Below are 25,317 nucleotides of genomic sequence, written 5' to 3' on the forward strand. Positions count from 1 at the left end.
CCTTCTCACCGGCTGTGCGCCGGGCTGTGGACGACCGCGCGGTCGTGGACTATGGCGGAGAGGCGGCGCAGCATCGCGGCCGGGTCCGCGGCGGTGAAGACGAGCCGGCCGGCGGCGATCCCCCCGGCGCCGGCCCGCATGGCGTCGGCGAGATGGGCCAGCGCCACCGGTCCGTCCGCGGCGTCGCCGCCGGCGGCCAGCACCGGGATCGGGCAGGCGGCGCTGACCGCCTCGAGCTCAGCGGCCGAGCGCGGTAGTGCCGTCTTCACGAGGTCGGCGCCGAGCTCGGCGGCGATGGCGGCGGCGTGCGCCACGAGCCGCGGCGCGCGCCCGTCGGTGACGCCGGGGCCGCGGGCGTAGACCATCGCCAGCAGCGGCACACCCCACCGCTCGCAGGCGCCGGCCACGGCGCCGAGGTCGGCGAGCTGCCGGGGCTCGGTCGGGGAACCGGCGTTGACGTGGACGCTGATCGCGTCGGCGCCGAGGCGCAGCGCCTCCTCGACCGTGCACACCAGCACCTTGGCGTCGGGGTCGGCGGGCAGGCCGGTGCCGGCGCTGAGGTGCACGATGAGCGACAGGTCTCGGAACCGGCGGGCCTGGACGTGCCGCAGCGCGCCCTTGTGCAGCACCACGGCGTCGGCGCCGTTCGCGGCGAGCTCGCCGACGAGCCGGTCGAGGCCGCCGCTGCGTCCACTGTGGATAATCGGCCCGGCGCTGACCGGATGGTCGAGCGGGACCACGAGCAGGCCGCCGGATCCGTTGCGGTACAGCCGATCCAGCCGCACCCGGCGAGCGAAGGTGTCGTTGTGAGCCACGCTTCGGACGCTAGCCGCGCGCCGGTGCGCCTCCCACTACCTCAATGGGTAGTGGCCGCCCGCGCGGGGGCGCTGCGACGGTTGCGTCATGACGCAACCGTTGCTGGATCGCATCTTCGAGGCCGAGGCGTTCGCGCTGCTGTGCCGCGGTGGCCGGGTGGAGCTGCGCACGGGCGTGCCGGTGGATGACCTGCCGGACGACCTGGCGGACGAGCCGGGCGAGGTGGTGGCTGGCGAGGTCATGGCAGCACTGCCCTTCCGCACGATCGCCGAGCGCGGCCTGCCCTGCGTGGACGACGGCGCGCCGCTGCTGGCGTTCGCCGTCGCCGAGCGGGCGGACCTGCCGATCGAGGAGGCGCTGCGGGTGCTGCCCAGCGACGCCACGCGGATCGACGGCGGCGCGTTCGACGTCACCGACGCGCAGTACGAGGGCGTCGTGCGGCGGGTGATCGCCGAGGACATCGGCGGCGGTACCGGATCCAACTTCGTGATCCGGCGGGCCTACCGGGCGCGGATCCCGGACTTCTCGCGGCGCGCGGCCCTGGCGGTCTTCCGGCGGCTGCTGCTCGCCGAGCGCGGCGCCTACTGGACGTTCCTGGTGCACTGCCGCGGCACGACGCTCGTCGGTGCGACACCGGAGTGCCAGGCGCGGCTGGCCGGCGGCATCGCGGCGATGAACCCGATCAGCGGCACCTACCGCTACCCGCCCGGCGGCCCGACCGCCCGCGGGCTGCGCGCGTTCCTGGCCGACCGCAAGGAGACCGAGGAACTGTTCATGGTGGCCGACGAGGAGCTCAAGATGATGGCCCAGGTCTGCGACGGCGGCGCCCGGCTGCGCGGGCCGTGGCTGCGGCCGATGTCGCGGCTGGCGCACACCGAGTACGTGATCGACGGGCCGACCCGCCTCGGCCCGCGCGAGGTGCTGCGGCGCACCATGCCGGCGCCGACGGTGACCGGTAGCCCGCTCGCCGCCGCCTGCCGCACCGTGGCTGCCCGGGAGGGCGCCGGGCGCGGCTATTACGGCGGGGCGCTCGCGCTGCTCGGCCCCGGCTCGCTGGACGCGGCGCTGATCATCCGCACCGCCGAGATCGACGCGGACGGTGGCGTGGTCGTCGGCGTCGGCGCCACGCTCGTGCGCCAGTCCGATCCCGCGGCGGAGGCGGCCGAGACCCGGTCCAAGGCCGCGGCCCTGCTCGCCGCCCTCGGTGGCGAGGCCCCGGCGACGGTACCCCCGAGAGCCCTCCCCGCCGTGCCCCGCGCGCTGCGCCGGCGCAACGCCGGGCTGTCGCCGTTCTGGCTCGGGCGCCCGCAGGCGTTGCCGCCGCTGTCCGGCCGGGTGCTGATCGTCGACGCCGAGGACGACTTCACCGCGATGCTCGCCCGCCTCACCGAGTCACTCGGCCTGGACGTCGACGTCGACACGAAGCTGCGCGACGGCTACGACGCGGTCGTCGTCGGCCCCGGACCCGGCGATCCGCGCGACCGCACCGACCCGCGCATCGACGGGCTGCACGCGATCACCCGGCGCCTGCTGGCCGACCGGACGCCGATGCTCGCCGTGTGCCTCGGCCACCAGGTGCTCGCCGACGAGCTCGGCCTGCCGATCCGCCGCCTGCCGAGTCCGGCCCAGGGCGTGCCGCGTCGCATTCCCGGATTCGGCCGGGTCGGCTTTTATAACACATTCGTCGCGGTGAGTGACGCACCGGGACATAGAGTGAATACTCATCAGGTGACAACGGCGCGTGACGGCATGCCAGAGCGGATCGGGATATCGCGGGACGCGCGCACCGGCGCAGTGCACGCCATGCGTTTGGCGCGAGTGCGGTCAATACAGTTCCACGTCGAATCCGTCATGACCGAGCACGGTCCGGCGATTCTGCGCCGGCTGCTGACCGAAATCCTCACCGCGCCGCCGGGCGGGCCGGGAGCAGGAACGCATCGGGGAGACGGCCGATGCCGTCCGGGTTCGTCCGGGTCCCCCGAAAGGCTGTTAAAGTCGATCTTCAATGGCCGCGAGAATCACCGCGGGCCCCAATCCAATTCCAGACATCAAGGGTGATCGTTCTGACGAGCACGGACACTTTCGGGCGCGACAGCGAACTCGCCGTCCTGCGCAGGGCGGTGTCCGGCGCGGCGGACGGAATCGGCGGCTGCACGATCGTCACCGGGTCGGCCGGTATCGGCAAGTCGCACCTGATGCGGGCGGCCACCCGGTGCGCGCAGGCGCGCGGGGTGTCGGTCGCGACCCGGGCCGCCTTCGAGCTCGACCGCGCGGCGCCGCTGATCACCCTCGCCTCGGCGCTGCAGCAGCTGCGACCGCCGCAGCCGCCGGTGGGCTGGGTGCGCGAGGAGGACGACGCGCAGTATCGCACCATCGAGCGGCTCGGCGCGGCGCTTGAGGACTACGCCGCGCAGCGGCCGCTGGTCATCGCGATCGACGACGCGCAGTGGATGGACGAGCTGTCCGCCCTCGCCGTGGCCGAGCTCGTCCCGGCGCTGGCATCCTCGCCGGTGCACTGGCTCTTCGCGCACCGGCCCGCGCCCACGGGCACCCCCGGCCAGCAGCTGATGGAGCGGCTCATCCGCGACGGGCACGAGCAGGTCACGCTCGGCACCCTCGACGACGACGCGGTCCGCCGGCTGTGCGCCCAGGTCGTCGGCGCCGACGTGGACAACACCGTGCTGGCGCTGGCCGGCGGCTGCGACGGCAACCCGCTGCAGGTCGAGCAACTGGTCCACACCCTGCACCTGACCGGGCAGCTGGTCGTCGCCGACGGCATCGCCACCGTCGTCGGCGAGGAGCTGCCGTCGAGCTTCATCACGATCGTCGACCAGATGCTGCACGGACTGTCCAGCGACACCCAGGAGCTGCTGCAGGCCGCGTCGGTGTTCGGCCGCCCATTCAGCATCGAGTCCGCCGCGCAGCTGCTGGAGGTGCGCCCCGCGACCCTGCTCAAGCAGGTCAGGGAGGCGACCACGGCGCGCGTGCTCGTCGACGAGGACGAGGGGCTCGCGTTCGTGCACGACCTCGTCCGCCTCGCCGTCTACGGCACGCTCGGCGACGCGGTCTCCACCATGCTGCACCGCCAGGCCGCGGCCATCACCCGCGCCGAGGGCCGCTCCCCCGTCGAGGTCGCCGGGCACCTGCTCAAGACCGGCCGCTCCGGCAGCCGCGAGGCCGTCACGATCCTGCACGAGGCGGCCCTCGAGGTCGCGCCGGTCGCGCCCAGCACCGCCGCCGACCTGATCGTGCACGCCTTGGGCGCGCTCGGCGAGCACGACCCCGGCCGGGTCGCCCTCGCCGCCGACACGGTCGGGCTCCTCGCCTCCGCCGGCCGCCTGGAGCAGGCGCACGACCTCGGCGAGACCGCGCTGCAGGCCGGGCTCGACCCGCGCACCGAGGCGACGGTGCTGCACGGCCTGGCCGAGGCGTTCAAGCACGCCGGGCAGAACCGCACCGCGGTGGAGTACGCCGGGCGCGGCCTGGCCATCCCCGACGTGCCCGGCGCCGTGCGGGCGAAGCTCTGCGCCATCCGCGCCCACGCCCGCTTCTACTGCGGCGACATGCCCGGCGCCGACGAGGACGGCGAGACCGCCACCACCACCGGGCTCGGCACCGGCGAGCACTCCGCCGCCGTCTTCGGCCTGACCGCGCGCAGCCTCGTCGCGCAGGCCCAGGGGCGCCTCGACGACGCCTACGGCCACGCCGAGCGCGCCACCGGCATCGCCGACACGGTCCGCGGCGAGGCCGCCCACCGCCACCCCCGGATCTGGCTCGGCGACGCCCAGGGTGCCCTGGACCGCTTCGACGAGGCCGAACAGACCTACCGCCGCGGCCGGCGCGAGTCCGAGCGGCTCGGCACCTCCTGGTCCACCCCGCTGTGGCACTACTACCACGCCAACCTGCTCACCGCCCGCGGCCGGCTCGACGACGCCGTCGCCGAGGCCGAGGCCGGGGTGGCCGTCGCGCTCAACCTGACCGCGTACGCGCTCGCCGTGCCGCTGCTGGGCACGCTGATCCGGCTCGCCGTGCTGCAGGGCGACCTGCCCCAGGCGCAGGCCCACCTGACCCACATGCACCGGCGGACGGCCGCCGGCATCAGCGCCGCTCCCGAGGACATCATCTGGCCCGAGGGCGTGCTCCAGGAGGCGATCGCCGGCCCCGGGGCGGCCCTGGCCACGCTCGCCGGCATGTGCGACGCCCTGCCCGACCGGCCCGTGCTCATCGCGACGGACCCGTCGGCCGCCGCGACCCTCGTCCACATCGCCACCCGCGCCGACGACCCCGACCGCGCCCGCCTCGTGGTCACCGTCGCCCGCCGGCTCGCCGAGCGCAACCCCGGCGTCGTGTCCCTGGCCGCCGCGGCCGACCACGCCGAAGGCGTGCTCACCGCGGACCCGTGGCTGCTGCGCGCCGCCGTCGAACGCTTCCGGCGCACCCCGCGCCGCCTCGCCCTGGCCGCGGCCCTGGAGGACGCCGCGCTCAGCGCCACCGACCCCGCGCAGGGCAGCGCCTGGGCCGCCGAGGCGATCGGCATCGTCACCGACTGCCGGGCCGAACGCGCCCGGCGCCGGCTCGAATTCAGCCTCGGCGGGCCGAAGACCACCACGGAGGAGCCGATGTTCCGCCCCGGCTCGCCGCTGTATCAGCTCACCCCGGCCGAGCGGGGCGTGGCGCTACGGGTCGCCGACGGGAGCACCAACCGGCAGGTCGCCAGCGATCTGTTCCTGTCCCGGCACACCGTGGACAGTCACCTGCGCAAGATCTTCACCAAGCTCGGCCTCCGCAGCCGGGTGGAGCTCGCCAACCTCGTCATGCGGGATCGCTTGAACACGTGATGTACCCAGGCGCCGCCGGGCCTCCAGCATGACCCTTGGCGACGAGCGGTCGCCGCGGTCGAACGAGGGGGAGATCGGTGACGACGCCGACGCTGCGCACGCAGGTACTCGTGGTCGGGGCCGGCCCGACCGGCGCCGTCCTCGCGCTCGAGCTGGCCCACCACAACGTGCCGTGCCTGGTCGTCGAGCGCGCCGCCGCGCCGCCCCGCCACGCCGGCATGGCACTGCTGACCGGGCCGGCGATGGACCTGCTGCGCCGGCTCGGCCTCGCCGACCTGGTGCGCGAGTACGGCGCGGGCCCCGAGGAGCCGGCCTGCGTCGAGTGGCGCACCAGCCTGGACGGCGCACCCGTGCTGGTGTCGCCGCGGCCCGCGAACGAGCCCGACCACCGTATCGGCGCCGCCGAGCTGACCCGCCGGCTGCGCGACGAGCTGCGCGAACACCCGCTCGTCGAGCTGCGCGAAGGCTGGACCTTCACCGGGCTGCGCATCGAGCCCGACGGCGCCGTGGCCAACCTGCTGGACGTGCGCAACGGCATGCGGCACACGGTCGCGGCGCGGCACCTGGCCGGCTGCGACGGGGGGCAGAGCACGGTGCGGCGCTGCGTCGAGGTATCGATGGACGGCCTCGGGCACCCGGCGCCGCACTGCTCGGTGTTCTTCCGCAGCGCCGACCCGCGGCTGCCGGCCCGCGACCAGGCCCGGGCAACGGTCGTCGTCGGCGGCGTGACCAGCGTGAGCCGCGCCGCCGGCGACAGCTGGGTCGCCCGCCTGCCGGTCGGCGCGGACGAGCCGCTGAGCACCGACCCGGTCGCACTGCTGCGCGCCCGGCTCGGCGCCGACCTTGACGTGCTGGAGATCCTCGGCGTCGCGCAGTGGGACGACGCCCTCACGGTGGCCACGGCGTACCGGCGCGGGCCCGTGTTCCTGGCCGGCGAGGCCGCGCACCGCTTCCACCCGGCCGGCGAGGTCGCCGACACCAGCCTGGCCGACGCCGTCGACCTGGGCTGGAAGCTCGCCGCCGAGATCAACGGCTGGGGCGGCCCGGCGCTGCTGGCCAGCTACGAGTCGGAGCGGCGCTCGCGCGCCCTGCTCGACCGGGAGCTGCTGGCCCGGGACCTGGAGACCCGGCGACGTTTCGGCCGGCTCATCGCCGCCGGCGCCGCGCCCGAGCTGCTCGCCGGACTGCTGCGGCAGGAGGCGCACCGCGCGGACGCGGGCGGGCTGCCGGCCCGGCACGCCACCTCGGCGGTCGTGTGGCACAACGGGGTGCCGCCCGCGACGGCGGCGGTACGACCGGGCGGGCGCGCCCCTGACGTGCGCCTGGACGGCGGCCCGCTCGCCGACCGGTTCGGGCCCGGGCTGACCCTGGTCGACCTCACCGGCGACGCGGCCGGCGCCGCGCTGGCCGCCGCGGCCGAGGAGCGCGGCATCCCGGTGCGGCACCTGCCGGTCGCCGACGCCGCGGTGCGCGCCGGCTGGGACCGGCCGCTGGCCCTGGTGCGCCCCGACGGGCACGTCGCGTGGTGCGCCGACGCCGTCCCGGGCGACTGGGACGCCGTGCTCAACCTGATCAGTGGCAAGACCACGTGAATACGTGATGGTCCTCGCCCCCGGGGTGCGGCGAGGCTCGATGGACGCTTGAACCCTCCGACAGGCAGAACAGGACCGAAGAGCATGACGACCCTGGCGCCCCTGACGGCCACCCCGGACCCGGACAACCTGAGCAACACCGTCGTAAGCCGGTGGCATCGCCGGCTGTCGGCCAACCCGACGGCCAAGCGCAGCCATTGGCGGACCAAGACCGTCTACTTCCGCGCGGTCGCGAGCCTCGTGGCCGGCACGCCCGCCGCGCAGCTGACGTGGAAGAGCATCGTCGAGGCCGCCGCGCCCCACGGCAGTCGCAGCACGTTCTACGAGGTCGCCGGCGCGCACGCCCGGCACCCGCTGATCGAGGCGTTCATCGACGACGGTCGCATGGACTCCATCCAGCTGGCGCTGTACTACCGCCGCCCCGACGCCGTCGCGCAGCTGCTCGACGAGGCGAAGGTCTGGTCCTACTGGCCGTACCGGGAGAAAATGATCGACGCCGTGACGAACGCCGGCCCGGCGTCGCCGGAGGCGTTGGAGGCCGAGGTGACCTCGGCGATGCTGAAGTGGGCCCGGGCCAACCCGCAGCTGGCCGCGGCGCTCAACCACGCGCCGCCGGCGTGCACGGTCGAGGACCTCATGCTGATCCGCCACGGCCGCCTGGCCGCCGTGCGGGCCGCGAACCACCTCACCGAGCGGCTGCGCCGCGCCGCCTGACCTCGATGCTCGCCCGTCGCCGGCCCGGCCTCCACCGTGAGGCCGGGCCGGCGGGCGTCCGCCACTAGCGTTGACACAGGCGTCAAGGTTTACCGTCGACGTCATGCGGATCGGCGAGCTGGCGGAATTGGCCGGGACGAGCACCCGTGCGCTGCGCTACTACGAGCAGCACGGGCTCCTCGCGGCCCGGCGCACCTCCAACGGCTACCGCGAGTACGACGAGTCCGACCTGCGGCTGGTCCGCGAGATCCGCTCACTGCTGGAAATCGGCTTCAACCTCGAGGACACCCGCCCGTTTGTGGAGTGCCTGCGCTCCGGGCGGGCGACCGGCGCCGAGTGCCCGGGCTCGATCGAGGTGCTCGGCCGCAAGCTCGCCGACCTGGACGGGTGCATCGCGCGCCTGCAGGCGGTGCGCAGGGTCGTGGAGCGCGAGCTGGCCCACGCGGTCGAAGAGGCCGCCGAACTGGAATCGAGGATTGTTTCATGACGACCGAGGTGACCGACGAGACGTTCGCGGCGGAGGTGCTCAAGAGCGACGTGCCCGTGCTCGTCGACTTCTGGGCCGAGTGGTGCCCGCCCTGCCACCGCATCGCGCCGATGCTCGAGGAGCTGTCCGCCGAGTACGCCGGCCGCGTCCGGATCGTGAAGCTCAACGCCGACGACAACCCGCGCACGGCCCGCGCGTACGGCGTGCTGAGCATGCCCACGCTGACGGTCTTCCGCGGCGGCGAGGTCGTCTCGCAGCAGGTGGGCGCCCGCCCGAAGGCGAACCTGCGCGAGCAGTTGGAGGCCGCGATATCGGCGCGCTGACGGGCGTGCCTCCCAGGACCCGGTAGGTGCGGCCCCGGCGGCGGGCTAGGCTGATCGAGTGTCCGTTCCGCCGAAGCCGCCGCAGCGGCCCGCACCGCAGATCCACGCCGGCCGGGTAGTCCGCACCGAGCGACTGACCCCCAGCATGCACCGCGTCGTGCTCGGCGGCGACGGGCTGTCCCGGTTCTCCGCCGGTGAGCACACCGACCACTACGTCAAGCTCATGTTCGCGCGGCCTGGCGTGCACTACCCGCCGCCCTTCGACGCGACGTTCGACCCGGCCGCGATGCGCGCCACCCTGCCGCGCGAGCTTTGGCCGGTCACCCGGACGTACACGGTGCGGTTCTGGGATCCGGAGGCGCGCGAGCTCACCCTCGACTTCGTCCTGCACGGCGACACCGGGCTCGCCGCGCAGTGGGCCGTTCACGCCCGGCCCGGCGACGTGCTGCACTTCGGCGGGCCGGGCGGCGCGTATTCGCCGGACCCGGCCGCCGGCTGGCACCTGCTGGCCGGCGACGAGAGCGCGCTGCCCGCCATCGCCGCCGCCCTGCCGCGGGTGCCAGCCGGCGCGACGTGCGCCGCGTTCGTCGAGGTCGGCGACCCCGCCGACGTGCAGCACATCCCGGGCGTCACCTGGCTGCGCCGGGGCGCCGGGCCGGTCGGCTCGGCGCTGGTGCCGGCGGTGCTCGCCCACCCGTTCCCGGCCGGCGCCGATCCGGCCGACCTGCACGCGTTCGTCCACGGCGAGGCGTCGTTCGTCAAGGAGCTGCGCCGCTACCTGCGGGTCGAGCGCGGCATGCCCCGCGAGCGGATGTCCGTGTCCGGATACTGGCGGCTGGGCCACGACGAGGACGGCTGGCAGGTCTCCAAGCGCGCCTGGAACGCGCAGATCGAGGCCGAGCAGGAGCCGGCGTTCTCCTGAGCGGGGCTACAGGCGGGTCGGGCTCGTGATGGTGAACCGTGCCTCGACCGCCGCGTACACCCGCTGGCGCTGCGGATCGAGCTCGAGCTCCGGCACGCCGGCGGACTTGCCCCGCATCCCCCCGTCATACGCCTGGAAGGACACGATCCCCTCCGCACCGCGGCTCAGGCCCGGGTCGGACAGCTCGACGAGCTCCACGACCTCGGCGCCGAGCGCCTCCGCGTATTCCCGCGCCCGGGCGATCGCGTCGGCGACCGCGGCGTGCCTCGCCTCCCGGTGCACCGGGCTGCCAGGTCGCAGCGACCAGGTGGGGCCGTGGACCTGGGTCTGGTCCTGCCCGGCCACGGCGAGCATCATCTCACCGAGCGCCGCGAAGTCCGTCACGGTCACCGTCGTCGAAACGCTGCCGTTGTACGCCGTGACGCGCTCGCCCCGCCGCCCGCTCTCCGGATAGACGTGCACGCCGCCCGTCTCCCGCCGCTCGATCGCCTGGTCGTAGCGGTCGAGGAACTGCCGCAGCGCGTCGGCGCGCTCCCGCAGCCGGCCGAGCGTCGCCGACCGGTCCTTGTCCCGGGCGGTGATGACCACCGTGAACTCGGCGAGCTCGGGCTCGGCCTCCCGGGTTGACTCCCCACGCACCGCGACCGTCGTCATGGCAACAGCCTATTGGTCGGCCGAAGGCCCCTCGACGGCGCGGCGCTTGCGGCGGCGGCGCTCGACGGCGACGCCGCCCCAGAAGGCGAAGCCGGTGATGACGATCCGCGGTGCGCCGTGCCGGCCCGGGCCCGCCGCGTCCTGGCCGAAGCCGCCCATCACCCCGCTGCCGGTCACGTGCACCTCGGCGTCCTCGGGGACGATGACCTGCACCCCGCCCATGACGGCGAACGCGCGGATCTTGATCTCGCCGTGCAGCATCCGAGCCTCGCGCAGGTCGATGGTGCCGCCGCCCCAGAACGCGAAGCAGGTCAGCAGTCGCGGCGGGATCCACGGGCCGCGGCGGGTGAACCCGCTCATCACGGCGATCGCGGTGCCGCTGGCCGGCACCTCGCCGGGGCGGGGCGGCACGCCCTGCATGGGCACCGGGGAGGCCTGCGCGCTGGGCAGGTCGCGGACGAGGGGCTCGAGCTCGGCATACGTGCGGGCTGCGTAGACGGCGTGCAGGCGCTCGTCGACCTCGTCGAGGTCGAGCCGGCCCTCGGCGGCGGCGGTGCGCAGCACATCGGCGACGCGCTCCCGGTCGGCGTCAGAGGCGCGCAGCTGCCGTGGGTCCAAGCGTTCCGGGAGGTCGGCCATGGCGAACAGCCTAGGGCCCCGGCGGGGGCCGCGGCGCCCCGGTCCGGTGCCTTCCCGGCTGCCTTCCCCGGTGCCTTCCCCAGCACCCGGACGGGCGGCGCCGGGAAGGCAGCCGGGCGGCAGCCATGGGCAGAGGCAGGCGCAGGCGGGCACGGGCGGGGCTCATTGCCCGAGCTCACCATGACATGTCACGAAAAATCCGGTTAAAACTGGCTCAACGCGTATCCCGCCCGAAACAGCCTCTTAGCAAAGCGCAGACTTGCGCAAGGGCTCAGTAGCGTTTTGGATGTGCTGGCGGACCCGTACGCCACCGTCCGTGAGCACCGGCGTCACCAGCTTCCCGATTATGGAGGATCGACCCATGACCCACGGCGGGGACCTGTTGACGCAGCGCGAGGACGCCGGCGCGCGCCCCAACTTCACCCAGCAGGTCCGCGGCTACGACAAGCGCCAGGTCGACCAGTACCTCAACCAGCTGGACCGCCAGATCAACAACCTCACCACGGAGCGCAAGCGCGCCACCGGCCAGGCCCAGGACCTCGCCAACCAGGTCCAGGACCTCACCTCGCAGCTCAAGCAGTTGCAGGCCGAGGTCGCCGAGGCCCGCCAGCGCCCCGCCCGCGTCGACCGCGCCTCGTTCCGCCACCTCGGCCCGATGGTCGACCAGATTCTGGCCCTGGCCGAGAAGCAGGCCGGCGTCATCATCGACAACACCGAGCAGAAGGCGGCCGAGCACCAGGCCAACGCCGAGAAGCTGCTGGCCGAGGCCAAGGAGCGGGCCGAGAAGCTCATCGCCGACGGCGAGGCCGCGCATGAGCGCTCCCAGGCCGAGGCCAAGCGCATCAATGAGCAGAGCATCGAGCACATGGAGAAGACCCGCGCCGAGGCCGACGCGCTCGCCGAGGCGGCCCGCCAGCAGGTGCTGCAGGAGGTCAAGGCCGGTCGCGCCCAGGCGCAGCAGGAGATCAACCAGTGGAAGGCCACCGCGCAGCGCGAGATCGAGGAGCTCAAGGCCACCTGCGACCGGGAGTTGGCCGAGCTGCGTGCGTCCACCGATCGCGAGCTGGCCCAGCAGCGCCAGGCGGCCGACCAGAAGAACGCGGCGCTGCACGCTGACGCCCAGAAGTACGCCTCGGACCTGCGCAAGCGCGCCGACGAGGAGAACACGCGGCACCAGCAGCAGCTTTCCGTGGTACAGCAGGACATCCAGGCTCGGCAGAAGGCCCTGGCCCAGCTGCAGACCGAGCTCGAGGCGACCCAGACCCAACTCGCCGACACCCGCCGCGAGTCCACGACGCTGAGCCGCGAGGTCAGCCAGCTGCAGCAGCGCCTGGCCGACACCAAGCAGAGCCTGGCCAGCGAGCTGACCCGGCTGGAGCACGCGCGCCAGGCCGCCGACTCGGCCGAGCGGCACGCCAAGGAGGTCCGCGCCCGCGTCCAGCGCGAGGCGAAGCGCGTGGCCGACCTGGCCGCCGCCGCCGTCATGGCCGCGGCCGCTGGCGGCGCCGACACGGGCGAATACCCGAAGGTCGCGGTCCGCCAGATCCCCGAGTCCCTGCTGACGCAGCCGGACAGCGCCAGCGCCGCCGACGCGGACGCCCGCTAAGCCTGACCGTCCCGGCTGCTGCGCCCGCCGTCGCGGTCGTCGCGCCCCGGCCGGCTCGGTTTTCGCCGCGCCGGCCGGGACGACACTCGATGCCGGGAGAACATCTCCCGCACCAGCCGCACCGGCCTGGGCCCGCGCCGGGGCTTTACGGGCCGTGCGTTCCGGTCACTCGTTGCGGGCCGTCTCCGGTCCGGTCACGCGCTCCAGCAGCGGCAGGGTCGAGGCGATGATCGCCAGCGACACCGCCAGGCCCAGCGCGGTCAGCACGTAGAAGCTCCAGCCCGGCGGGGTCAGCGTGTACTCCAACTGGGCCCTGAGGAACAGCTGCGCCGCCGCGAAGCCGGTCACCGCGGCCAGCACCGCGACCGCCAGCAGCGGCACGGCGCTCTCCAGGGCCACGACTCGGCGCAGCATCCGCAGCGGTACCCCGGTGAGCCGCAACAGGCTGAACGGGCGCTTGCGGTCGACGATGCCGGCCGCGACGCTCACCGCCAGGCTGCAGCCCGCGATCGGCAGGCTGAACAGCATGACGACGTTCGCCAGCTGCTGGAACTGGTTGAGCTGCGTCCGGGAGTTGCCCATGAAGTCGTTCTCGGTGGCCGGCGGGACCCGCTGGTCGGGATAGGCGAGCTCGAGCACGGTGCGGACCCGCTCGTGCGCCGCCGGCGTGCCGTCCAGGCCGACGACCAGCGTCTGGATCGGCAGCGCGGCGAGTTCCTCAACGGTGACCGGGGACGCGGGCCACATCATGTCCGGGCCCGGTTGCTCGGCGTCCCGATTCCACACGGACGCCAGGCCGTACGGGACCCCGGCCACGACGGCGCCGGGGGCACACCGGCCGTACTGCGGAATCCGCGCCAGCTCGGCGCACTCGGCGACGCCGGCCGGCGAGTCGGGGGTGTCGTCCGGGTTCTCCCGCGTCACGAGCGTGAAGGTGACGCCGGGCGTGCCGCGCAGCCGGGCCAGCAGCGCGCCGGGAACCTGGTCGCTGTCGCGGTCGAAATGCCGCAGCATCGTGACCGCGGCCAGCGGGCTCTCGCGCGCGCCGCGCTGGTCGACGATCGTGGTGATCACGCCGGTCGCGACGCTGACCACGAAGAGGCCCAGGACCACGCCGCTGATGGCGCGGAACGCGGCCTGCGGGTTGTCGGCGAGCCGGCGGGCGGCGACCAGCGTCGGCAGCCGGCGGGCGCGGCGCGCCATGAGCCGGGCGCCGACCATCGTGATCCACGGGCCGGCGAGCACCAGGCCGACCATGATCACCAGGAACCCGGGCAGGAAGGCGGCGACCTGGCCGTTGGAGGTGGGGGGCCTGCGGCCGATGAAGTACGTCAGCTCGGCGAGCCCCACGGCCAGCGGGATCAGCCGCCACGCTCGCGGCGGCCGGGGCGTGACCTGCCGCGCGACGCCCAGCGGCGAGATCCGCACGCGGCGCATCGCGAGCCGGGCCGCGAGGGCGGCGGCGAGCGGGACGCCGAGCGCGATGAGCACGGCCGCGAGCCAGCCGGGCGAGAGGTCGTCCGGAAAGAAGCGCATGCCGGTGAACGGGAACTGCGCCATGAGGGCCCGCAGCGCCGGGAACAGCGCGAAGCCGGCCGCGGTGCCGATCACGGCGGCGGCGGTGGACTCGACGGCGGCGAGCGTGGAGACCTGCCGCGGGGTCGCGCCGACCAGGCGCATCGCGGCGAAGCGCTGCTCGCGCCGGGCCGCGCTGAGCCGGGTCGCGGTGCTGATGAAGATGAGCACGGGGAAGAGCAGCCCGCCTGCGATCACCGACAACACCAGGTCGAGCGCGGCGACCGGGATCGGCGGCGCGTCCGTCGAGATCGAGGCGACCCGGCGGGCGCCGGGGATCGCGGCGACCTCGTCCGCGGGGCGACCGACGACGGCGACGAGCGAGTCGGGCGAGGCCAGTGCGGAGTCGTCGATGATGCCGGCCTCGCGCCCGGGGAACCGCGCGGCGAGCTCGTCGGCGGGGTGTGACGCGATGAGGTCGTGCAGGGCCGGGGAGACGTAGTACTCCCCCGGGGCTGGCACCCGCGGCAGCCCGGGCACCACCGGCGGGTGGGGCCCGGTGAGGCCCACGTCGACGCGGTCGATGGTCTTGCCGCCGAAGTAGTCCCAGCGGGTCGACCACACCAGCGGGTCGGCCGCGGGGGCGCCGGCAGCCGGCTGCGGCTTGAGCCAGCCGATCCGGCCGACCTGCGCGTCGAGGGCTCGGACCCCGGCGACGGTGGACAGCAGCAGGCCGACGCCGAGCGCGACGGCGGCGGCGATGACCACGAACCGCACGAGCGCCTCGCGGCCACTGGCGACCGCGAGGCGCAGGCCGAAACCGATCACGACCCGCTCCGCTCGGCGGTGAGGGCGTGGACCGTGCCGTCACGGACGATGACCTCGCGGTCGGCGTAGACGGCGACCCGCGGCTCGTGGGTGACGAGCACGACCGTGGTGCCCTGCTCCCGGGCGACGCCGACCATGAGGTCCATGACCTGCTCGCCGGTGAGCGAGTCGAGCGAGCCGGTCGGCTCGTCGGCGAAGAGCACCTGCGGCCGGTTGATCATGCCGCGGGCCAGTGCGACCCGCTGCGCCTGCCCGCCGGAGAGCTCACCGGAGCGGCGGCGCTGCATGCCGCCGAGGCCGAGCCGTTCCAGCCAGCCGCGGGCCTGCCGCAGCGCCTCGCTCCGCTTGAGACCGCCGAGCAGCAGCGGCAGCGCGACGTTCTCCTCGACGGTCAGCTCCGGCACGAGCTGGCCGAACTGGAACACGAACCCGAAGCGCTCCCTGCGAAGCGTGCTGCGCTCGTGCTCGCTCAGCGTGTCGATGCGCCGGCCGTCGAAGCGGATCTCGCCCTCGCCGGGCACGAGGATGCCCGCCAGGCAGTGCAGCAGCGTGGTCTTGCCGGAGCCGCTGGGCCCCATCACGGCGACGATCTCGCCCGGTCCGGCCTCGAACGACGCCTTGCGCAGGGCCTGGGTCTCGCCGAAGGACAGCACGGCGTCGCGCGCCTCGATGACCGGGCCGGTCATCGCCGCACCAGCCCGGCGAGGTGGTCCAGGCGGGCCACGGTCAGCTCGATCCAGCGCAGGTCCGCCTCCAGGTGGAACAGGCCGTGGTCGGCGAGCATCGCCTCGATCAGGTCGTTGCCCTTCTTGATCTCGTGCAGCTCGCGCATCCGCTTGAGGTGCGCGGCGCGCTGCATGTCGAGATACTCCCCCGCGGGGCGGTCCAGCATCAGCGACAGCATGACCTTGGAGAAGAGCACGGTCTGCAGGTGCGGCTCCGGCTCGACGGCCTGGGTCAGCCACGCGTCGACCTCGGTGGCGCCGAGCTCGGTGATCACGTAGCGCTTGCGGTCGGGCCCGTCGCCGGCCTCGACCTCGCTGATCACGACCTTGCCGTCGCGGGCGAGCCGGCCGAGCGTGGAATACACCTGCCCGAACGGCAGCGGCCGGCCCCGGCCGAAGAACGTGTCGTAGTCGCGCTTGAGGTCATAGCCGTGGCTCGGCTCGCGCTCGAGGAGCCCGAGAAGGGTGAGAGGAACACTCATGGGCCAACCATACACCGCGGATATACACCCGGTATATACCCGCGAGGAATAAGGACCCGCCGGAGCCGAGACGGACGAATCAGCGGAGTGGGAAAGCCCGCCGGAGCGGGAAAGGGCGGATCAGCGGATGCCGGCCACCGCGCCGTAGCAGGCGACGTCCTCGGCTGATGGACGCTGGCCCGGCACGCCCTCGGCGTGCCAGTGCGCCACCGAGACGATGCCCGGCTCGACGAGGTCGAACGCGGACAGCAGTTCGGCGAAGCGGGCGCCGGTGCGGGCCTGGAACCGCCCGTCGGGGTTGTTGGCCGTCAGCTGCGCGATGGCCTCGCCCGGCAGGAACTCCCAGGTGGCGTGGGACGCGACGACGAAGCTGCCCGGGGCGAGCGCGCCGGCGAGCTTGTCGATGAGCTCCTGCGGGTGCTCGTCCTCGCGGACGAAGTGCAGCACGGCGACGAGCAGCAGCCCGACCGGCTGGGACAGGTCGAGCGTGGCGGCGAGGTCCGGGTGGGACAGGATCTTGCCGGGCTCGCGCAGGTCGGCGTCGAGGTAGGCGTTGACGCCCCCGGGCGCGCTGGTCAGCAGCGCCCGCGCGTGTGTGAGCACGATGGGGTCGTTACTTGTCGGGTAGTACGCACACATAGGTAATTCGCCGAAGGGAACTACGCGCGGCTGGACCGGCGTGCGGCCTTGCGGTGCGCCGTGTGTCGGTGCCCGCGTCGGCGATAACCGGGGGATGCGCGTCGAGGTGTTCAGCAACCTCGTCCACGTCACGCCGCACCTGTGGGAGGTGTTCTCGCTGCCCGGGGTCACCCTCTATCGGTATGCCGGCCCGCGTCATACATCGACGGCGCTCACCCCTTGACCGCGCCCTGCATGATCCCGCCGATGATCTGCCTGCCAAGAACGACGAACACCAGCAGGATCGGCACGGTGCTGATCAGGGTCCCGGCGAGCACGAGCGTGTAGCTCATGTAATAGCCGCCGGCCAGCTTCGACAAGGCGACCTGGACGGTCGGGTTGCTCTGCCCCAGGGCCAGCAGGGGCCAGAAGAAGTCGTTCCAGGCACCCATAAAGGTGAACAGCGCGAGCACCGCGGCGGCGGGCCGCGCCGCGGGCAGCACGACGTGCCAATACAGCCGGGTCGTCGAGCATCCGTCGACCCGGCCGGCCTCGAGCAGTTCGTCGGGCAATGCTTCGGAGAGGTACTGACGCATCAGGAACACCCCGAAGGCGGACGTGGCCGCCGGGACGATCACCGCCTGCAGATGGCCGGTCCAGCCCAGCCACTGGGCCATCATGATGTACAGCGGGATGATGCCCAACTGCGCCGGGACCATCATCGTCACCACCAGGAACACGAGCATCGCGTCGCGGCCGCGGAAGCGCAGCTTCGCGAACGCGAAACCGGCCAGCGTGCTGGTGAGCACCACGGACAACGTGACCGTGCTCGCGATGATCGTCGAGTTGAGCAGCGCCAGGCCGAAGGCGCCCTGAGCGAACGCGTGCCGCAGGTTGGTCCACAGGTGGGCTCCGGGCAGCAGCGGAGGCGGCCAGCGCCCCGCCGCGGAGTCGTCCTGCGAGGACGCGACCATCGACCAGTACAGCGGGAACACCGACAGCACGACGATCGCGCCGAGCAGCAGACAGGTCGCCGGCCCGGCGCGGCGCCGCCCCGGAGCCGGGGACCCGCGGCGGGCGCGGACATGCGGCGTCACGCTCATGTGGCGCTCCGGATACGCCGGGAGAGCAGGTAGTTCACGCCGACGGCCACGATGATGATCATGAACATGGCCCAGGAGACCGTGGCCGCGTAGGCGTACTTGCCGTGGCTCCAGAACTGCTCGTAGACGTACATGGCCAGGGTCTGGAACTGTCGGGAGTCACCACCGGTCGGGCTCAGTCCCGGATTGAACATGAGCGGCTCGGTGAACAGCTGGATGCTGCCGATGGTCGACATGATGACGGTGAAGATGATGGTCGGCCGCAGCGCCGGGATGGTGATGTGGCGGAACTTCTGCAGCTCGCCGGCGCCGTCGAGGTCCGCCGCCTCGTAGAGATCGTCCGGCACCGCCTGCAGCGCGGCGAGGTAGATCAGGGCGTTGTAGCCCGTCCACCGCCAGGTGATCATGGCGGCCAGTGCCAGCCACGATTGCCAGGTGCCCTCCTGCCAGTCGATCTTGTGCACGCCGACGAGGCTGAGCACCCAGTTGACCAGGCCGAGGTCCCGCCCGAACAGCTGGGCGAAGATCAGTCCGACGGCGGCGACCGAGGTGACGTTGGGCACCAGCACACCCATCCGCAGCAGCGTGCGGGCGCGCAAGCGGCGATGCAGGAGGTGAGCGATCCACATGGCGAGCAACAGCTGGGGTGCGGTGCCCAGCAGGCCGATCGCGGCGGTGTTGCGCACCGCGTTCCAGAAGTAGTCGTCGTGGATCAGCCGCACGAAGTTGCCCAGCCCGACGAAGACGTCGTCGCTTCCGGGCATGTCCTGGTTCCACCGGGTGGTGGCCATCCAACCGGTGTAGAGGATCGGGAACAGCCCGAAAACGAAGAAGATCAGGAAGAACGGCGCGATGTAGAGGTACGGCGTGGCCTTCACGTCGAGCCTGTAGCGCAGGCGGGACCACCGGTCGGGCGGCGGCGGTGTGCGGACTGCCATCGGGCTGCTGGCTCCTTTCCGAATCCGCTTCGCTAGGGCTCGGTGGCGTTTGCCACGTCCTTCAGCACCTGTCGCCAGGCTCTCTCGGGTCCCTGCCTTCCCTTGTCGACCCGATTGATCCCCTGACCGATGAGCGGACCGATGTCGCCGTCCTTGGGGCCCTGGTACTGCGGCCGCAGCTTCCTGGCCGCCGTGGTGAAGATCCGGCCGGTCGGCGCGTCGCTGAAGAACGGGTTGGTGTACCCGGTCACGGCCGGGTCGCTGTAGAGCGCGGGCTCGCTGGGCAGGTGCCCCTGCGTCCGGAAGATCCAGCTCTCCTGCTCCGGCGCGGTCAGGTACTCGGCGAGCGCGATGGCCTCCTTGGGGTGCTTGCTCTGCTTGGGCACGGTCAGGAATGAGCCGCCCCAGTTGCCGCTGCCGCCGGGGATCGTGGCGATGTCCCACTTGCCGCTGGTCTGCGGCGCGTTCTGCCTGATCGTGTCGGTCATCCACGCCGGGCAGGCCACGGTCGCGAACGATCCCCGCTGGAAGCCGGCGTTCCACTGCTGGCTGAACGTCGTCAGCTTCGCCGACTCGCCGGCCCGCACCGCGTCGACCGCGAGGTCGAACGCCTGCTTGACGGCGGGATTGCTCGCCACGACCACGTTGTTGCCACGGTCGGTGTAGGCGACCGGCGCCTGGCCCATGATGGCGTTGAAGACGTTGGCCCCCGAGTCGAACCAGGCCACGTCCTTGGGGTCCCTGGGGCCCTTGGGGTCCTTTGATGCCTCGGCCATGAACCGCTTGCCGGTCGCGATGTAGGACCGCCAGTCCGGCCACAGCGCCGAAACCTGGTCACGGGCGGTCGGCAGGCCGGCCTGCGCGAACAGATCCCTGCGGTAGCACATCGCCAGCCCGCCGACGTCGGTACCCAGCCCGATCAGCTTCCCGTCGTCACTGGTCGCCTGTTGCGCCTTCCACGGCAGCCACCGGCCCGGGTCGACGCCCTGGGCCTTGAAGTCCACGAACTTGTCCGCCATCACCCTGAACTGGGCCATGTAGCCGGTTTCGATCGCCTCGACGTCGCCGGTCCCAGATCCGCCCAGCAGGTGCGCCTGCAGGTTCTTGTGATGGTCGTCGTAGGAGACGACGTGCTCGACGATCTTGAGTCCGGGGTGGCTCCGCTCGTACCGGGCGTACAGGTCGTGATACCCGAAGTCGCCGAACGTCTCGACCACGAGTTGGTTGCCGCCCGATCCGGTGAAGCCGCACGCGGCGAACGCCGTGCCGATCGCCAGGCAGCACAGCGCCAGCATGACTACCGCCTTGCGCATCGGACCCCCTTTGAGCGCCTGGGGACCTTGGAGCCGTGCGGCGCCCCTCGCGGGGCGAGCGGTTCCTGATCTCGACCCTAGACCGCAGTACATGAGTCAGTAAATACCGATTTTTATAGAAAGTACCCTTTTACCCGGACTATAGTGAGAGCGCTCCCACAAATCCATGATTTCCCTGCTCAGGTCCTCGTGAAGCGCTCTCTGCTCATCGCCGCGGCAGCGGTACTGCTCGTCGTCCCGGTGACCACTATCGCCACACCCGCCGAAGCCGGCCCGCCCTGCACCACCGCGCGGACGCTGTGCCTCGGCGACGTCAACTCCCGCGTGCGGGTCAACCAGGTCGGCTATCTCACCGACGGCCCGAAGGAGGCGACGGTTGTCACCACGAAGACCACGCCGCTGCCCTGGCGGCTGCGCGACGCCGCCGGCACGGTCGTGGCGCGCGGCAGCACCACCCCGCGCGGCGTGGACGCGACCTCGGGGCAGAACGTACAGACCGCCGACTTCAGCGCCTACCACATCGCCGGCACGGGGCTGACCCTGGCCGCCGACGGTGACACCAGCGTCCCGTTCGACGTCGGGGTCAACGCCGCCTACGAGCGGATGCGGGTCGACGCGCTGTCGTTCTTCTACACGCAGCGCAGCGGCATCAAGATCCTCGGCAGCATCGCGCCCGGCTACGGCCGGGCCGCCGGCCACCTGGGCGTACCGCCCAACCGGGGTGACACCGACGTACCCTGCCAGCCAGGCGTCTGCGACTACCGGCTCGACGTGCGCGGGGGCTGGTACGACGCCGGCGATCAAGGCAAGTACGTGGTGAACGGCGCGATCGCGGTCTACGAGCTGATGAGCACCTTCGAGCACACCAAGCTGGCTCGTGCCGAGCCGGGCCGGCTGGGTAACGGTTCGCTGCGGATCCCCGAGCGCGGCAACGGCGTCCCCGACATCCTCGACGAGGCACGCTGGGAGCTCGAGTTCATGCTGCGCATGCGGGTTCCGGCCGGGCAACCGCTCGCCGGGATGGTGCACCACAAGGTCCACGACCGGGCCTGGACCGCCCTGCCCCTCGACCCGGCAGCCGACCCGCAGCCACGCGAGCTGCACCCGCCGTCGACAGCGGCGACGCTCGACCTCGCGGCGACCGCCGCGCAGGGCGCGCGCCTCTTCCAGCCCTACGACGGGGCGTTCGCGGCCAGGCTCCTCGCCGCGGCACGGAACGCCTGGACCGCGGCCGCCGCCCACCCGGCGATCTACGCCCCGAGCTCCGACAACGTCGGCGGCGGCGCGTACGACGACAACGACGTGTCCGACGAGTTCTACTGGGCGGCCGCCGAGCTGTACCTCAGTACCGGCGAACAGGCCTATCGGGATGCGGTCATGGCCTCGCCGTGGCACACCGCCGACGTGTTCCGGCCGCAAGGCTTCGGCTGGCAGTTCACCGCCACCGCGGGCCGCCTCGACCTGGCGACCGTGCCCAGCGCCCTGCCGGACCGGACCCGGGTGCGGCAGTCGGTGGCGGACGGAGCGAAGCAGTACCTGGCGATCATGCGCGCCAACCCGTACGACATCGCCTACGCGCCGCTCGACGGCAAGTTCGACTGGGGCTCCAACGACCTGGTGCTGAGCAACCTCATGGTGATCGCGACCGCGTTCGACATCACCGGCGACCGGCAGTTGCGCGACGGCGTGGTGCGCGGGATGGACTACCTGCTCGGCCGCAACGCGCTGCAGCAGTCCTACGTCACCGGCTTCGGCGCGCGCTCGTCGCACAACCAGCACTCCCGCATGTACGCGCACCAGCTCGACGCCGCGCTGCCCAGCCCGCCGGCCGGCTCGCTCGCCGGCGGGCCGAACTCCTCGATCCAGGACCCGGTGGCGTCGAACAGCCTGCGCGGCTGCGCGCCGCAGTCCTGCTACATCGACGACATCCAGGCATGGTCGACCAACGAGGTCGCGATCAACTGGAACGCGACCCTCGCGTGGGTGGCGTCGTTCCTGGCCGACCAGGGCGAGGCCGGCCCGCTCCCGCGTCCGGCGTGCTCGGTGTCGTACGGCGTGGTGTTCGGCTTCGGACACGAGTTCCTCGCGATGGTCACGGTCCGCGGCACGAGCGGGCAGACGCTGCACGACTGGAAGCTCCGGTACGCCTACACCGGCACGCAGACGGTCACCTGGGCGTTCAACGCCACGGCGCGGCAGACGGCCGCGTCGGTCGAGGTGACCCCGTGGCACTCGCGGCTTCGCCCCGGTGAGTCCACGACGATCCTGCTGGCCGGCCGGGTGGATCGGGGCCCGGACACGGCGCCCGCCTTCTTCTCGTGCGCTTAGCCGAACGGTGTGCGACGCCGCGCGCCGCGTCACGGGCGGGACGCGTCCGGTAGCCTTCGGTACATGGTGCTGAGGACCCCGGAGTCGGCGGCGGGCGCCGCCGGGCTGACCGCGATCCTGGACCGCCCGCAGGAGGCGTCCCTGGCCTTCGACTTCGACGGCGTGCTGTCGCCAATCGTCGCCGACCCCCTCCTGTCCCGGCCGTATCCGGGGGTCGTGGCGGCGCTCGGGCGCCTCGCCGAGCTGGTGGGATCGGTCTCGATCATCACCGGGCGGCCCGTCGCGGACGTGCTGCGGCTCGGGGACCTGGGCGGACTGGCCGCGCTCGAGCACTTCTCGATCTTCGGGCTGTATGGCATGCAGCGCTGGGACCCGGCCGGCCGCGCGGTGGTGTCGGAGCCGGTGCCGGCCGGGGTCGCGGGGGCGCGCGCGGAGCTGCCGGCGCTGCTGGAGGCGGTCGGCGAGCCGGGCGTGACCGTTGAGGACAAGGCGATGTCCGTGGCCGTGCACACCCGCCGCGCCGACGACCCGCACCGGGCGTTCGCGGCGCTGCGGGCCCCGCTGCGCGAGCTGGCCGGGCGGCACGAACTCGCGCTGGAGCCGGGGCGGATGGTGCTGGAGCTGCGCCCGCCGGGCGTCGACAAGGGCCAAGCGCTGCGGGCGATCGTCGAGCGGCACGGGGCCCGGTCGGTCGCCTACTTCGGCGACGACCTGGGCGACCTGGCCGCCTTCGACGCCGTCGAGCGGCTGCGGGAGGCCGGCACGGCCGGGCTGAAGGTGTGCAGCGGCTCCGACGAGGTGCCGCAGCTGGCGGCCCGGGCCGACCTCATCGTCGACGGGCCGCCCGGCGTGCTCGAGTTCGTCGAGGGGCTCAACGAACACCTGAAATAGCGGCTCGTCTCGCCGGGCCGGACGGCGCGCGGCGTTGCCATGACTCGGGTCCGCGCCACCGGCGGACCGTTCCTCCCGTGAGCGCCTGGTCTGGGTCGGTCGCCGCGCAGCCTCATCGAGCCAGACTGGGCGAAACACTCGGCCCTGGCGGGCCTCCCTGTCAGGCCCGCGGTGCCAAGAACGAAAGCGTCAGCGGGGCAGCTGCTGCAGGATCATGCGCGCCATCGAGGCGACCAGGGCGCTGTCCTCGGTGTGGGCGAAGGTGAGCGTGCCGTGCGAACCGCGCCCGCACAGGGCCGCCGTGTACCGCGGCGCGACCACGACCGCCGCGCACTCCTCGAAGTCCGCGCCCGGGCTCGGCGCGAAGCGCACACCCGGCGCGATCGCGGCCGGGTGCAGCGGGGCGACCAGCCCGACGAACGCCACCCGCTCGGCCAGGCCGGTCAGCGACGGCAGCCAGGAGCGTGCGGCGGCGGGATGGGTGCACGAGGCGAGCACGACCGCGCCGGTGCCGGCGCGCCGCAACAGGTGCTCCAGGTGCGCCGCGAACACCTCCGGCGTGCCGGCCCGCACCTTCCCCAGCGCCGCCGCGGCCTCGAACGGCGTGCCCGCCGGCAGGTGCAGCCCCGGACTGGACGGGCGCAACGCCGCCGCGCCGGCCGTGCGATCCTGCCCGCCGCTGCAGTCCCTGTCGAACGGGGCCAGCCGCGCGATCGGGGCGGGCCCCCCGAACAGCAGGCCCTGGCCCCAGTGCGCACCCAGCGCGCGGGCGTTGGCGAGGTCCGCGGCGGTCTCGATACCCTCGGCGACGATCACCGCGCCGGTCCGCTCGGCGACGGCGCTCACCGCGGCGACGATCTCGACGGTCCGGGGGGCGTGCGGCGCGCGCAGCAGTTGCAGATCGAGCTTGACGACCTCGGGCTCCAGCAGCGGCAGGAACGCCAGCGACATCGGGTCGGCGCCGACGTCATCGAGGGCCAGGCAGTTGCCGTGCGACTGGATCGCGGCGGCCAGCTGCAGCAGCGCGGCGGGCCGGGCGGCGAGGGCCCGCTCGGTGTACTCCAGCACGATCCGGAACGGCGGCCCGCCCGTCATCAGCTCAAGCAGCCGCGGCGACAGCGGCTGGTCGACGACGGCCGGCTCGGCGTTGACGAACACCAGCGGCGGCGGCTTGTCCGCGCCCCGCGCGACCTCAAGGGCCCGCTCGGCGCACAGCGTGTCGAGCTCGGCGAGCCGCCCGGCGGCCACCGCCGCCGCGAACAGCGCCCGCGGTTGCCACAGTTCGCTGCCGACCGGCCCGCGGGCGAGCGCCTCGACCCCGACCGGCCGCAGCGACCGCAGCTCCACGATCGGCTGGAAGAATGGCTCGACGGCCCGCTCGGCTATCACCCGGTGGATCAGCTCGCCGCCGGGCCCGTCCCACGGCGTGACCCGCCCCCGCGACGCCGACCCGACGCCCGCACCGGACACCGCCGTCTTGAACAACCCGGTCGCGCCAGACGACCCAGACAGCCCGGACGCAGCGGACGAGGCGAGCCCGCCGAACACCTCGGGTCCGCCGTGCGCCGCCGCCGTGCCAGGCGCAGGCGTGCCGGGTCCGGCGGTCGCCGGTGATGCGGACACCTCGGTCGTGCCGGAGGTCTTGCCGGACGCGGCGGCCCGCCTGGAGCGCGGCGCCAGCGTGCGGCCCACCCACGAGACCCGGGAGCGGAACGACGAGGGCCGCAGCGGCGCCGGTGTCGAAGCGGACACGGAGGGTGATGCGGCGGTCGCGGGGATCGGAACATCGGGCCGGTCCTGGGCCTGCATGCCAACCTCCCGGCTCGACACCGCGACGTGCCCCGCTCCTCGCACACTAGACCCCGACCTGCCCGGCGAACCAGCCGCGCAGGTCAGGGCCACAGCTTAAGATCGGGTCACGCCGAGGCGACCAAGCCCGCGACGCAACCGGGGACATACTTCGGCACACGCTATATGGCGCCGCA

General features: G+C 73.3%; 22 protein-coding genes. 11 read left to right on the forward strand and 11 right to left on the reverse strand.

The window, feature by feature from the left end; translation table 11 throughout:
• Positions 1 to 5 precede the first annotated feature (5 nt).
• The gene (locus AB0367_RS06105) at positions 6 to 815 is read right to left on the reverse strand and encodes a 2-amino-3,7-dideoxy-D-threo-hept-6-ulosonate synthase (protein WP_366225069.1); all 810 of its coding nucleotides are present in this window, start codon (positions 813 to 815) and stop codon (positions 6 to 8) included.
• A gap of 88 nt (positions 816 to 903) precedes the next feature.
• Here AB0367_RS06105 and AB0367_RS06110 point away from each other — a divergent pair, with 88 nt between their 5' ends.
• From AB0367_RS06110 to AB0367_RS06140, 7 genes are all read left to right on the forward strand, one after another.
• Positions 904 to 2,874 (forward strand): anthranilate synthase family protein, encoded by a 1,971-nt coding sequence (locus AB0367_RS06110; RefSeq protein WP_366225070.1) that lies wholly within the window; start codon positions 904 to 906, stop codon positions 2,872 to 2,874.
• Positions 2,871 to 5,654 carry an AAA family ATPase gene (locus tag AB0367_RS06115; RefSeq protein WP_366225071.1) on the forward strand — a complete coding sequence of 928 codons (2,784 nt, stop codon included), beginning with the start codon at positions 2,871 to 2,873 and terminating at the stop codon, positions 5,652 to 5,654. The genes AB0367_RS06110 and AB0367_RS06115 overlap by 4 nt, the downstream gene beginning before the upstream one ends.
• Before the next feature lie 77 nt (positions 5,655 to 5,731).
• A complete protein-coding gene (locus tag AB0367_RS06120) occupies positions 5,732 to 7,246 on the forward strand; it encodes an FAD-dependent monooxygenase (RefSeq protein WP_366225072.1) in 1,515 nt (504 codons plus the stop codon).
• A gap of 84 nt (positions 7,247 to 7,330) precedes the next feature.
• Positions 7,331 to 7,960, forward strand: a complete 630-nt coding sequence (locus AB0367_RS06125) for a hypothetical protein (RefSeq protein WP_366225073.1) — start codon at positions 7,331 to 7,333, stop codon at positions 7,958 to 7,960.
• A gap of 103 nt (positions 7,961 to 8,063) precedes the next feature.
• Positions 8,064 to 8,447, forward strand: coding sequence for a MerR family transcriptional regulator (locus AB0367_RS06130; RefSeq protein WP_366225074.1), 384 nt, complete (start codon positions 8,064 to 8,066; stop codon positions 8,445 to 8,447).
• Positions 8,444 to 8,770, forward strand: a complete 327-nt coding sequence (gene trxA / locus AB0367_RS06135; RefSeq protein ID WP_366225075.1) for a thioredoxin — start codon at positions 8,444 to 8,446, stop codon at positions 8,768 to 8,770. Before AB0367_RS06130 ends, trxA begins: the two co-directional genes overlap by 4 nt.
• A gap of 58 nt (positions 8,771 to 8,828) precedes the next feature.
• On the forward strand, positions 8,829 to 9,692 hold the full coding sequence (locus AB0367_RS06140) for a siderophore-interacting protein (RefSeq protein ID WP_366225076.1): 864 nt from the start codon (positions 8,829 to 8,831) through the stop codon (positions 9,690 to 9,692).
• Positions 9,693 to 9,698: 6 nt separating this feature from the next.
• Here AB0367_RS06140 and AB0367_RS06145 read toward each other — a convergent pair whose 3' ends face one another.
• Positions 9,699 to 10,346 (reverse strand): SIMPL domain-containing protein, encoded by a 648-nt coding sequence (locus AB0367_RS06145; RefSeq protein ID WP_366225077.1) that lies wholly within the window; start codon positions 10,344 to 10,346, stop codon positions 9,699 to 9,701.
• Between the two features lie 9 nt (positions 10,347 to 10,355).
• Complete coding sequence (locus AB0367_RS06150; protein WP_366225078.1) at positions 10,356 to 10,985, reverse strand: DUF1707 domain-containing protein; 630 nt, start codon at positions 10,983 to 10,985, stop codon at positions 10,356 to 10,358.
• Positions 10,986 to 11,346: 361 nt separating this feature from the next.
• Here AB0367_RS06150 and AB0367_RS06155 point away from each other — a divergent pair, with 361 nt between their 5' ends.
• Positions 11,347 to 12,591 carry a hypothetical protein gene (locus tag AB0367_RS06155; protein ID WP_366225079.1) on the forward strand — a complete coding sequence of 415 codons (1,245 nt, stop codon included), beginning with the start codon at positions 11,347 to 11,349 and terminating at the stop codon, positions 12,589 to 12,591.
• A gap of 165 nt (positions 12,592 to 12,756) precedes the next feature.
• Here the strand turns inward: AB0367_RS06155 and AB0367_RS06160 are convergent, their stop codons facing one another.
• The 4 genes from AB0367_RS06160 to AB0367_RS06175 all read right to left on the reverse strand — a co-directional run bounded on the left by AB0367_RS06160 (position 12,757) and on the right by AB0367_RS06175 (position 16,780).
• Positions 12,757 to 14,934: an FtsX-like permease family protein gene (locus AB0367_RS06160; RefSeq protein WP_366225080.1), complete on the reverse strand. Its 2,178-nt coding sequence runs from the start codon at positions 14,932 to 14,934 to the stop codon at positions 12,757 to 12,759.
• Complete coding sequence (locus AB0367_RS06165) at positions 14,931 to 15,620, reverse strand: ABC transporter ATP-binding protein (protein WP_366225081.1); 690 nt, start codon at positions 15,618 to 15,620, stop codon at positions 14,931 to 14,933. The genes AB0367_RS06160 and AB0367_RS06165 overlap by 4 nt, the downstream gene beginning before the upstream one ends.
• Positions 15,617 to 16,141: a PadR family transcriptional regulator gene (locus AB0367_RS06170; protein WP_366225082.1), complete on the reverse strand. Its 525-nt coding sequence runs from the start codon at positions 16,139 to 16,141 to the stop codon at positions 15,617 to 15,619. Before AB0367_RS06170 ends, AB0367_RS06165 begins: the two co-directional genes overlap by 4 nt.
• A gap of 120 nt (positions 16,142 to 16,261) precedes the next feature.
• A complete protein-coding gene (locus tag AB0367_RS06175) occupies positions 16,262 to 16,780 on the reverse strand; it encodes an SAM-dependent methyltransferase (protein WP_366225083.1) in 519 nt (172 codons plus the stop codon).
• 94 nt (positions 16,781 to 16,874) lie between these two features.
• On the opposite strand from AB0367_RS06175, the gene AB0367_RS06180 reads away from it, so the two are divergent.
• A complete protein-coding gene (locus AB0367_RS06180; RefSeq protein WP_366225084.1) occupies positions 16,875 to 17,003 on the forward strand; it encodes a hypothetical protein in 129 nt (42 codons plus the stop codon).
• Here the strand turns inward: AB0367_RS06180 and AB0367_RS06185 are convergent.
• From AB0367_RS06185 to AB0367_RS06195, 3 genes are read right to left on the reverse strand one after another with little or no spacing between them, the layout of a single operon-like run.
• Positions 16,993 to 17,862 carry a carbohydrate ABC transporter permease gene (locus AB0367_RS06185; RefSeq protein WP_366225085.1) on the reverse strand — a complete coding sequence of 290 codons (870 nt, stop codon included), beginning with the start codon at positions 17,860 to 17,862 and terminating at the stop codon, positions 16,993 to 16,995. The genes AB0367_RS06180 and AB0367_RS06185 overlap by 11 nt on opposite strands.
• Entirely contained in the window at positions 17,859 to 18,800 is a 942-nt protein-coding gene (locus tag AB0367_RS06190) for a sugar ABC transporter permease (protein ID WP_366225086.1), read from the reverse strand. Before AB0367_RS06190 ends, AB0367_RS06185 begins: the two co-directional genes overlap by 4 nt.
• Positions 18,801 to 18,832: 32 nt before the next feature.
• Positions 18,833 to 20,113 (reverse strand): ABC transporter substrate-binding protein, encoded by a 1,281-nt coding sequence (locus AB0367_RS06195; RefSeq protein ID WP_366225087.1) that lies wholly within the window; start codon positions 20,111 to 20,113, stop codon positions 18,833 to 18,835.
• A gap of 189 nt (positions 20,114 to 20,302) precedes the next feature.
• Here AB0367_RS06195 and AB0367_RS06200 point away from each other — a divergent pair, with 189 nt between their 5' ends.
• On the forward strand, positions 20,303 to 22,441 hold the full coding sequence (locus AB0367_RS06200; protein WP_366225088.1) for a glycoside hydrolase family 9 protein: 2,139 nt from the start codon (positions 20,303 to 20,305) through the stop codon (positions 22,439 to 22,441).
• Between the two features lie 63 nt (positions 22,442 to 22,504).
• Positions 22,505 to 23,332 (forward strand): trehalose-phosphatase, encoded by an 828-nt coding sequence (gene otsB, locus AB0367_RS06205; protein WP_366225089.1) that lies wholly within the window; start codon positions 22,505 to 22,507, stop codon positions 23,330 to 23,332.
• A gap of 189 nt (positions 23,333 to 23,521) precedes the next feature.
• On the opposite strand, the gene AB0367_RS06210 is transcribed toward otsB, so the two are convergent.
• Entirely contained in the window at positions 23,522 to 25,141 is a 1,620-nt protein-coding gene (locus AB0367_RS06210; protein ID WP_366225090.1) for an EAL domain-containing protein, read from the reverse strand.
• Between the last annotated feature and the right edge of the window lie 176 nt (positions 25,142 to 25,317).

Origin of the sequence: Dactylosporangium sp. NPDC051484 (assembly GCF_040689395.1) — a bacterium.
Taxonomy (GTDB): Bacteria; Actinomycetota; Actinomycetes; order Mycobacteriales; family Micromonosporaceae; genus Dactylosporangium.

Coding starts and splice junctions, on each gene's coding strand:
- AB0367_RS06110 (WP_366225070.1), top strand. CDS start 904: ATGACGCAACCGTTGCTGGATCGCATCTTCGAGGCCGAGGCGTTCGCG.
- AB0367_RS06125 (WP_366225073.1), top strand. CDS start 7,331: ATGACGACCCTGGCGCCCCTGACGGCCACCCCGGACCCGGACAACCTG.
- AB0367_RS06130 (WP_366225074.1), top strand. CDS start 8,064: ATGCGGATCGGCGAGCTGGCGGAATTGGCCGGGACGAGCACCCGTGCG.
- trxA (WP_366225075.1), top strand. CDS start 8,444: ATGACGACCGAGGTGACCGACGAGACGTTCGCGGCGGAGGTGCTCAAG.
- AB0367_RS06145 (WP_366225077.1), bottom strand. CDS start 10,346: ATGACGACGGTCGCGGTGCGTGGGGAGTCAACCCGGGAGGCCGAGCCC.
- AB0367_RS06150 (WP_366225078.1), bottom strand. CDS start 10,985: ATGGCCGACCTCCCGGAACGCTTGGACCCACGGCAGCTGCGCGCCTCT.
- AB0367_RS06155 (WP_366225079.1), top strand. CDS start 11,347: ATGACCCACGGCGGGGACCTGTTGACGCAGCGCGAGGACGCCGGCGCG.
- AB0367_RS06165 (WP_366225081.1), bottom strand. CDS start 15,620: ATGACCGGCCCGGTCATCGAGGCGCGCGACGCCGTGCTGTCCTTCGGC.
- AB0367_RS06170 (WP_366225082.1), bottom strand. CDS start 16,141: ATGAGTGTTCCTCTCACCCTTCTCGGGCTCCTCGAGCGCGAGCCGAGC.
- AB0367_RS06175 (WP_366225083.1), bottom strand. CDS start 16,780: ATGTGTGCGTACTACCCGACAAGTAACGACCCCATCGTGCTCACACAC.
- AB0367_RS06180 (WP_366225084.1), top strand. CDS start 16,875: ATGCGCGTCGAGGTGTTCAGCAACCTCGTCCACGTCACGCCGCACCTG.
- AB0367_RS06185 (WP_366225085.1), bottom strand. CDS start 17,862: ATGAGCGTGACGCCGCATGTCCGCGCCCGCCGCGGGTCCCCGGCTCCG.
- AB0367_RS06190 (WP_366225086.1), bottom strand. CDS start 18,800: ATGGCAGTCCGCACACCGCCGCCGCCCGACCGGTGGTCCCGCCTGCGC.
- AB0367_RS06195 (WP_366225087.1), bottom strand. CDS start 20,113: ATGCGCAAGGCGGTAGTCATGCTGGCGCTGTGCTGCCTGGCGATCGGC.
- otsB (WP_366225089.1), top strand. CDS start 22,505: ATGGTGCTGAGGACCCCGGAGTCGGCGGCGGGCGCCGCCGGGCTGACC.
- AB0367_RS06210 (WP_366225090.1), bottom strand. CDS start 25,141: ATGCAGGCCCAGGACCGGCCCGATGTTCCGATCCCCGCGACCGCCGCA.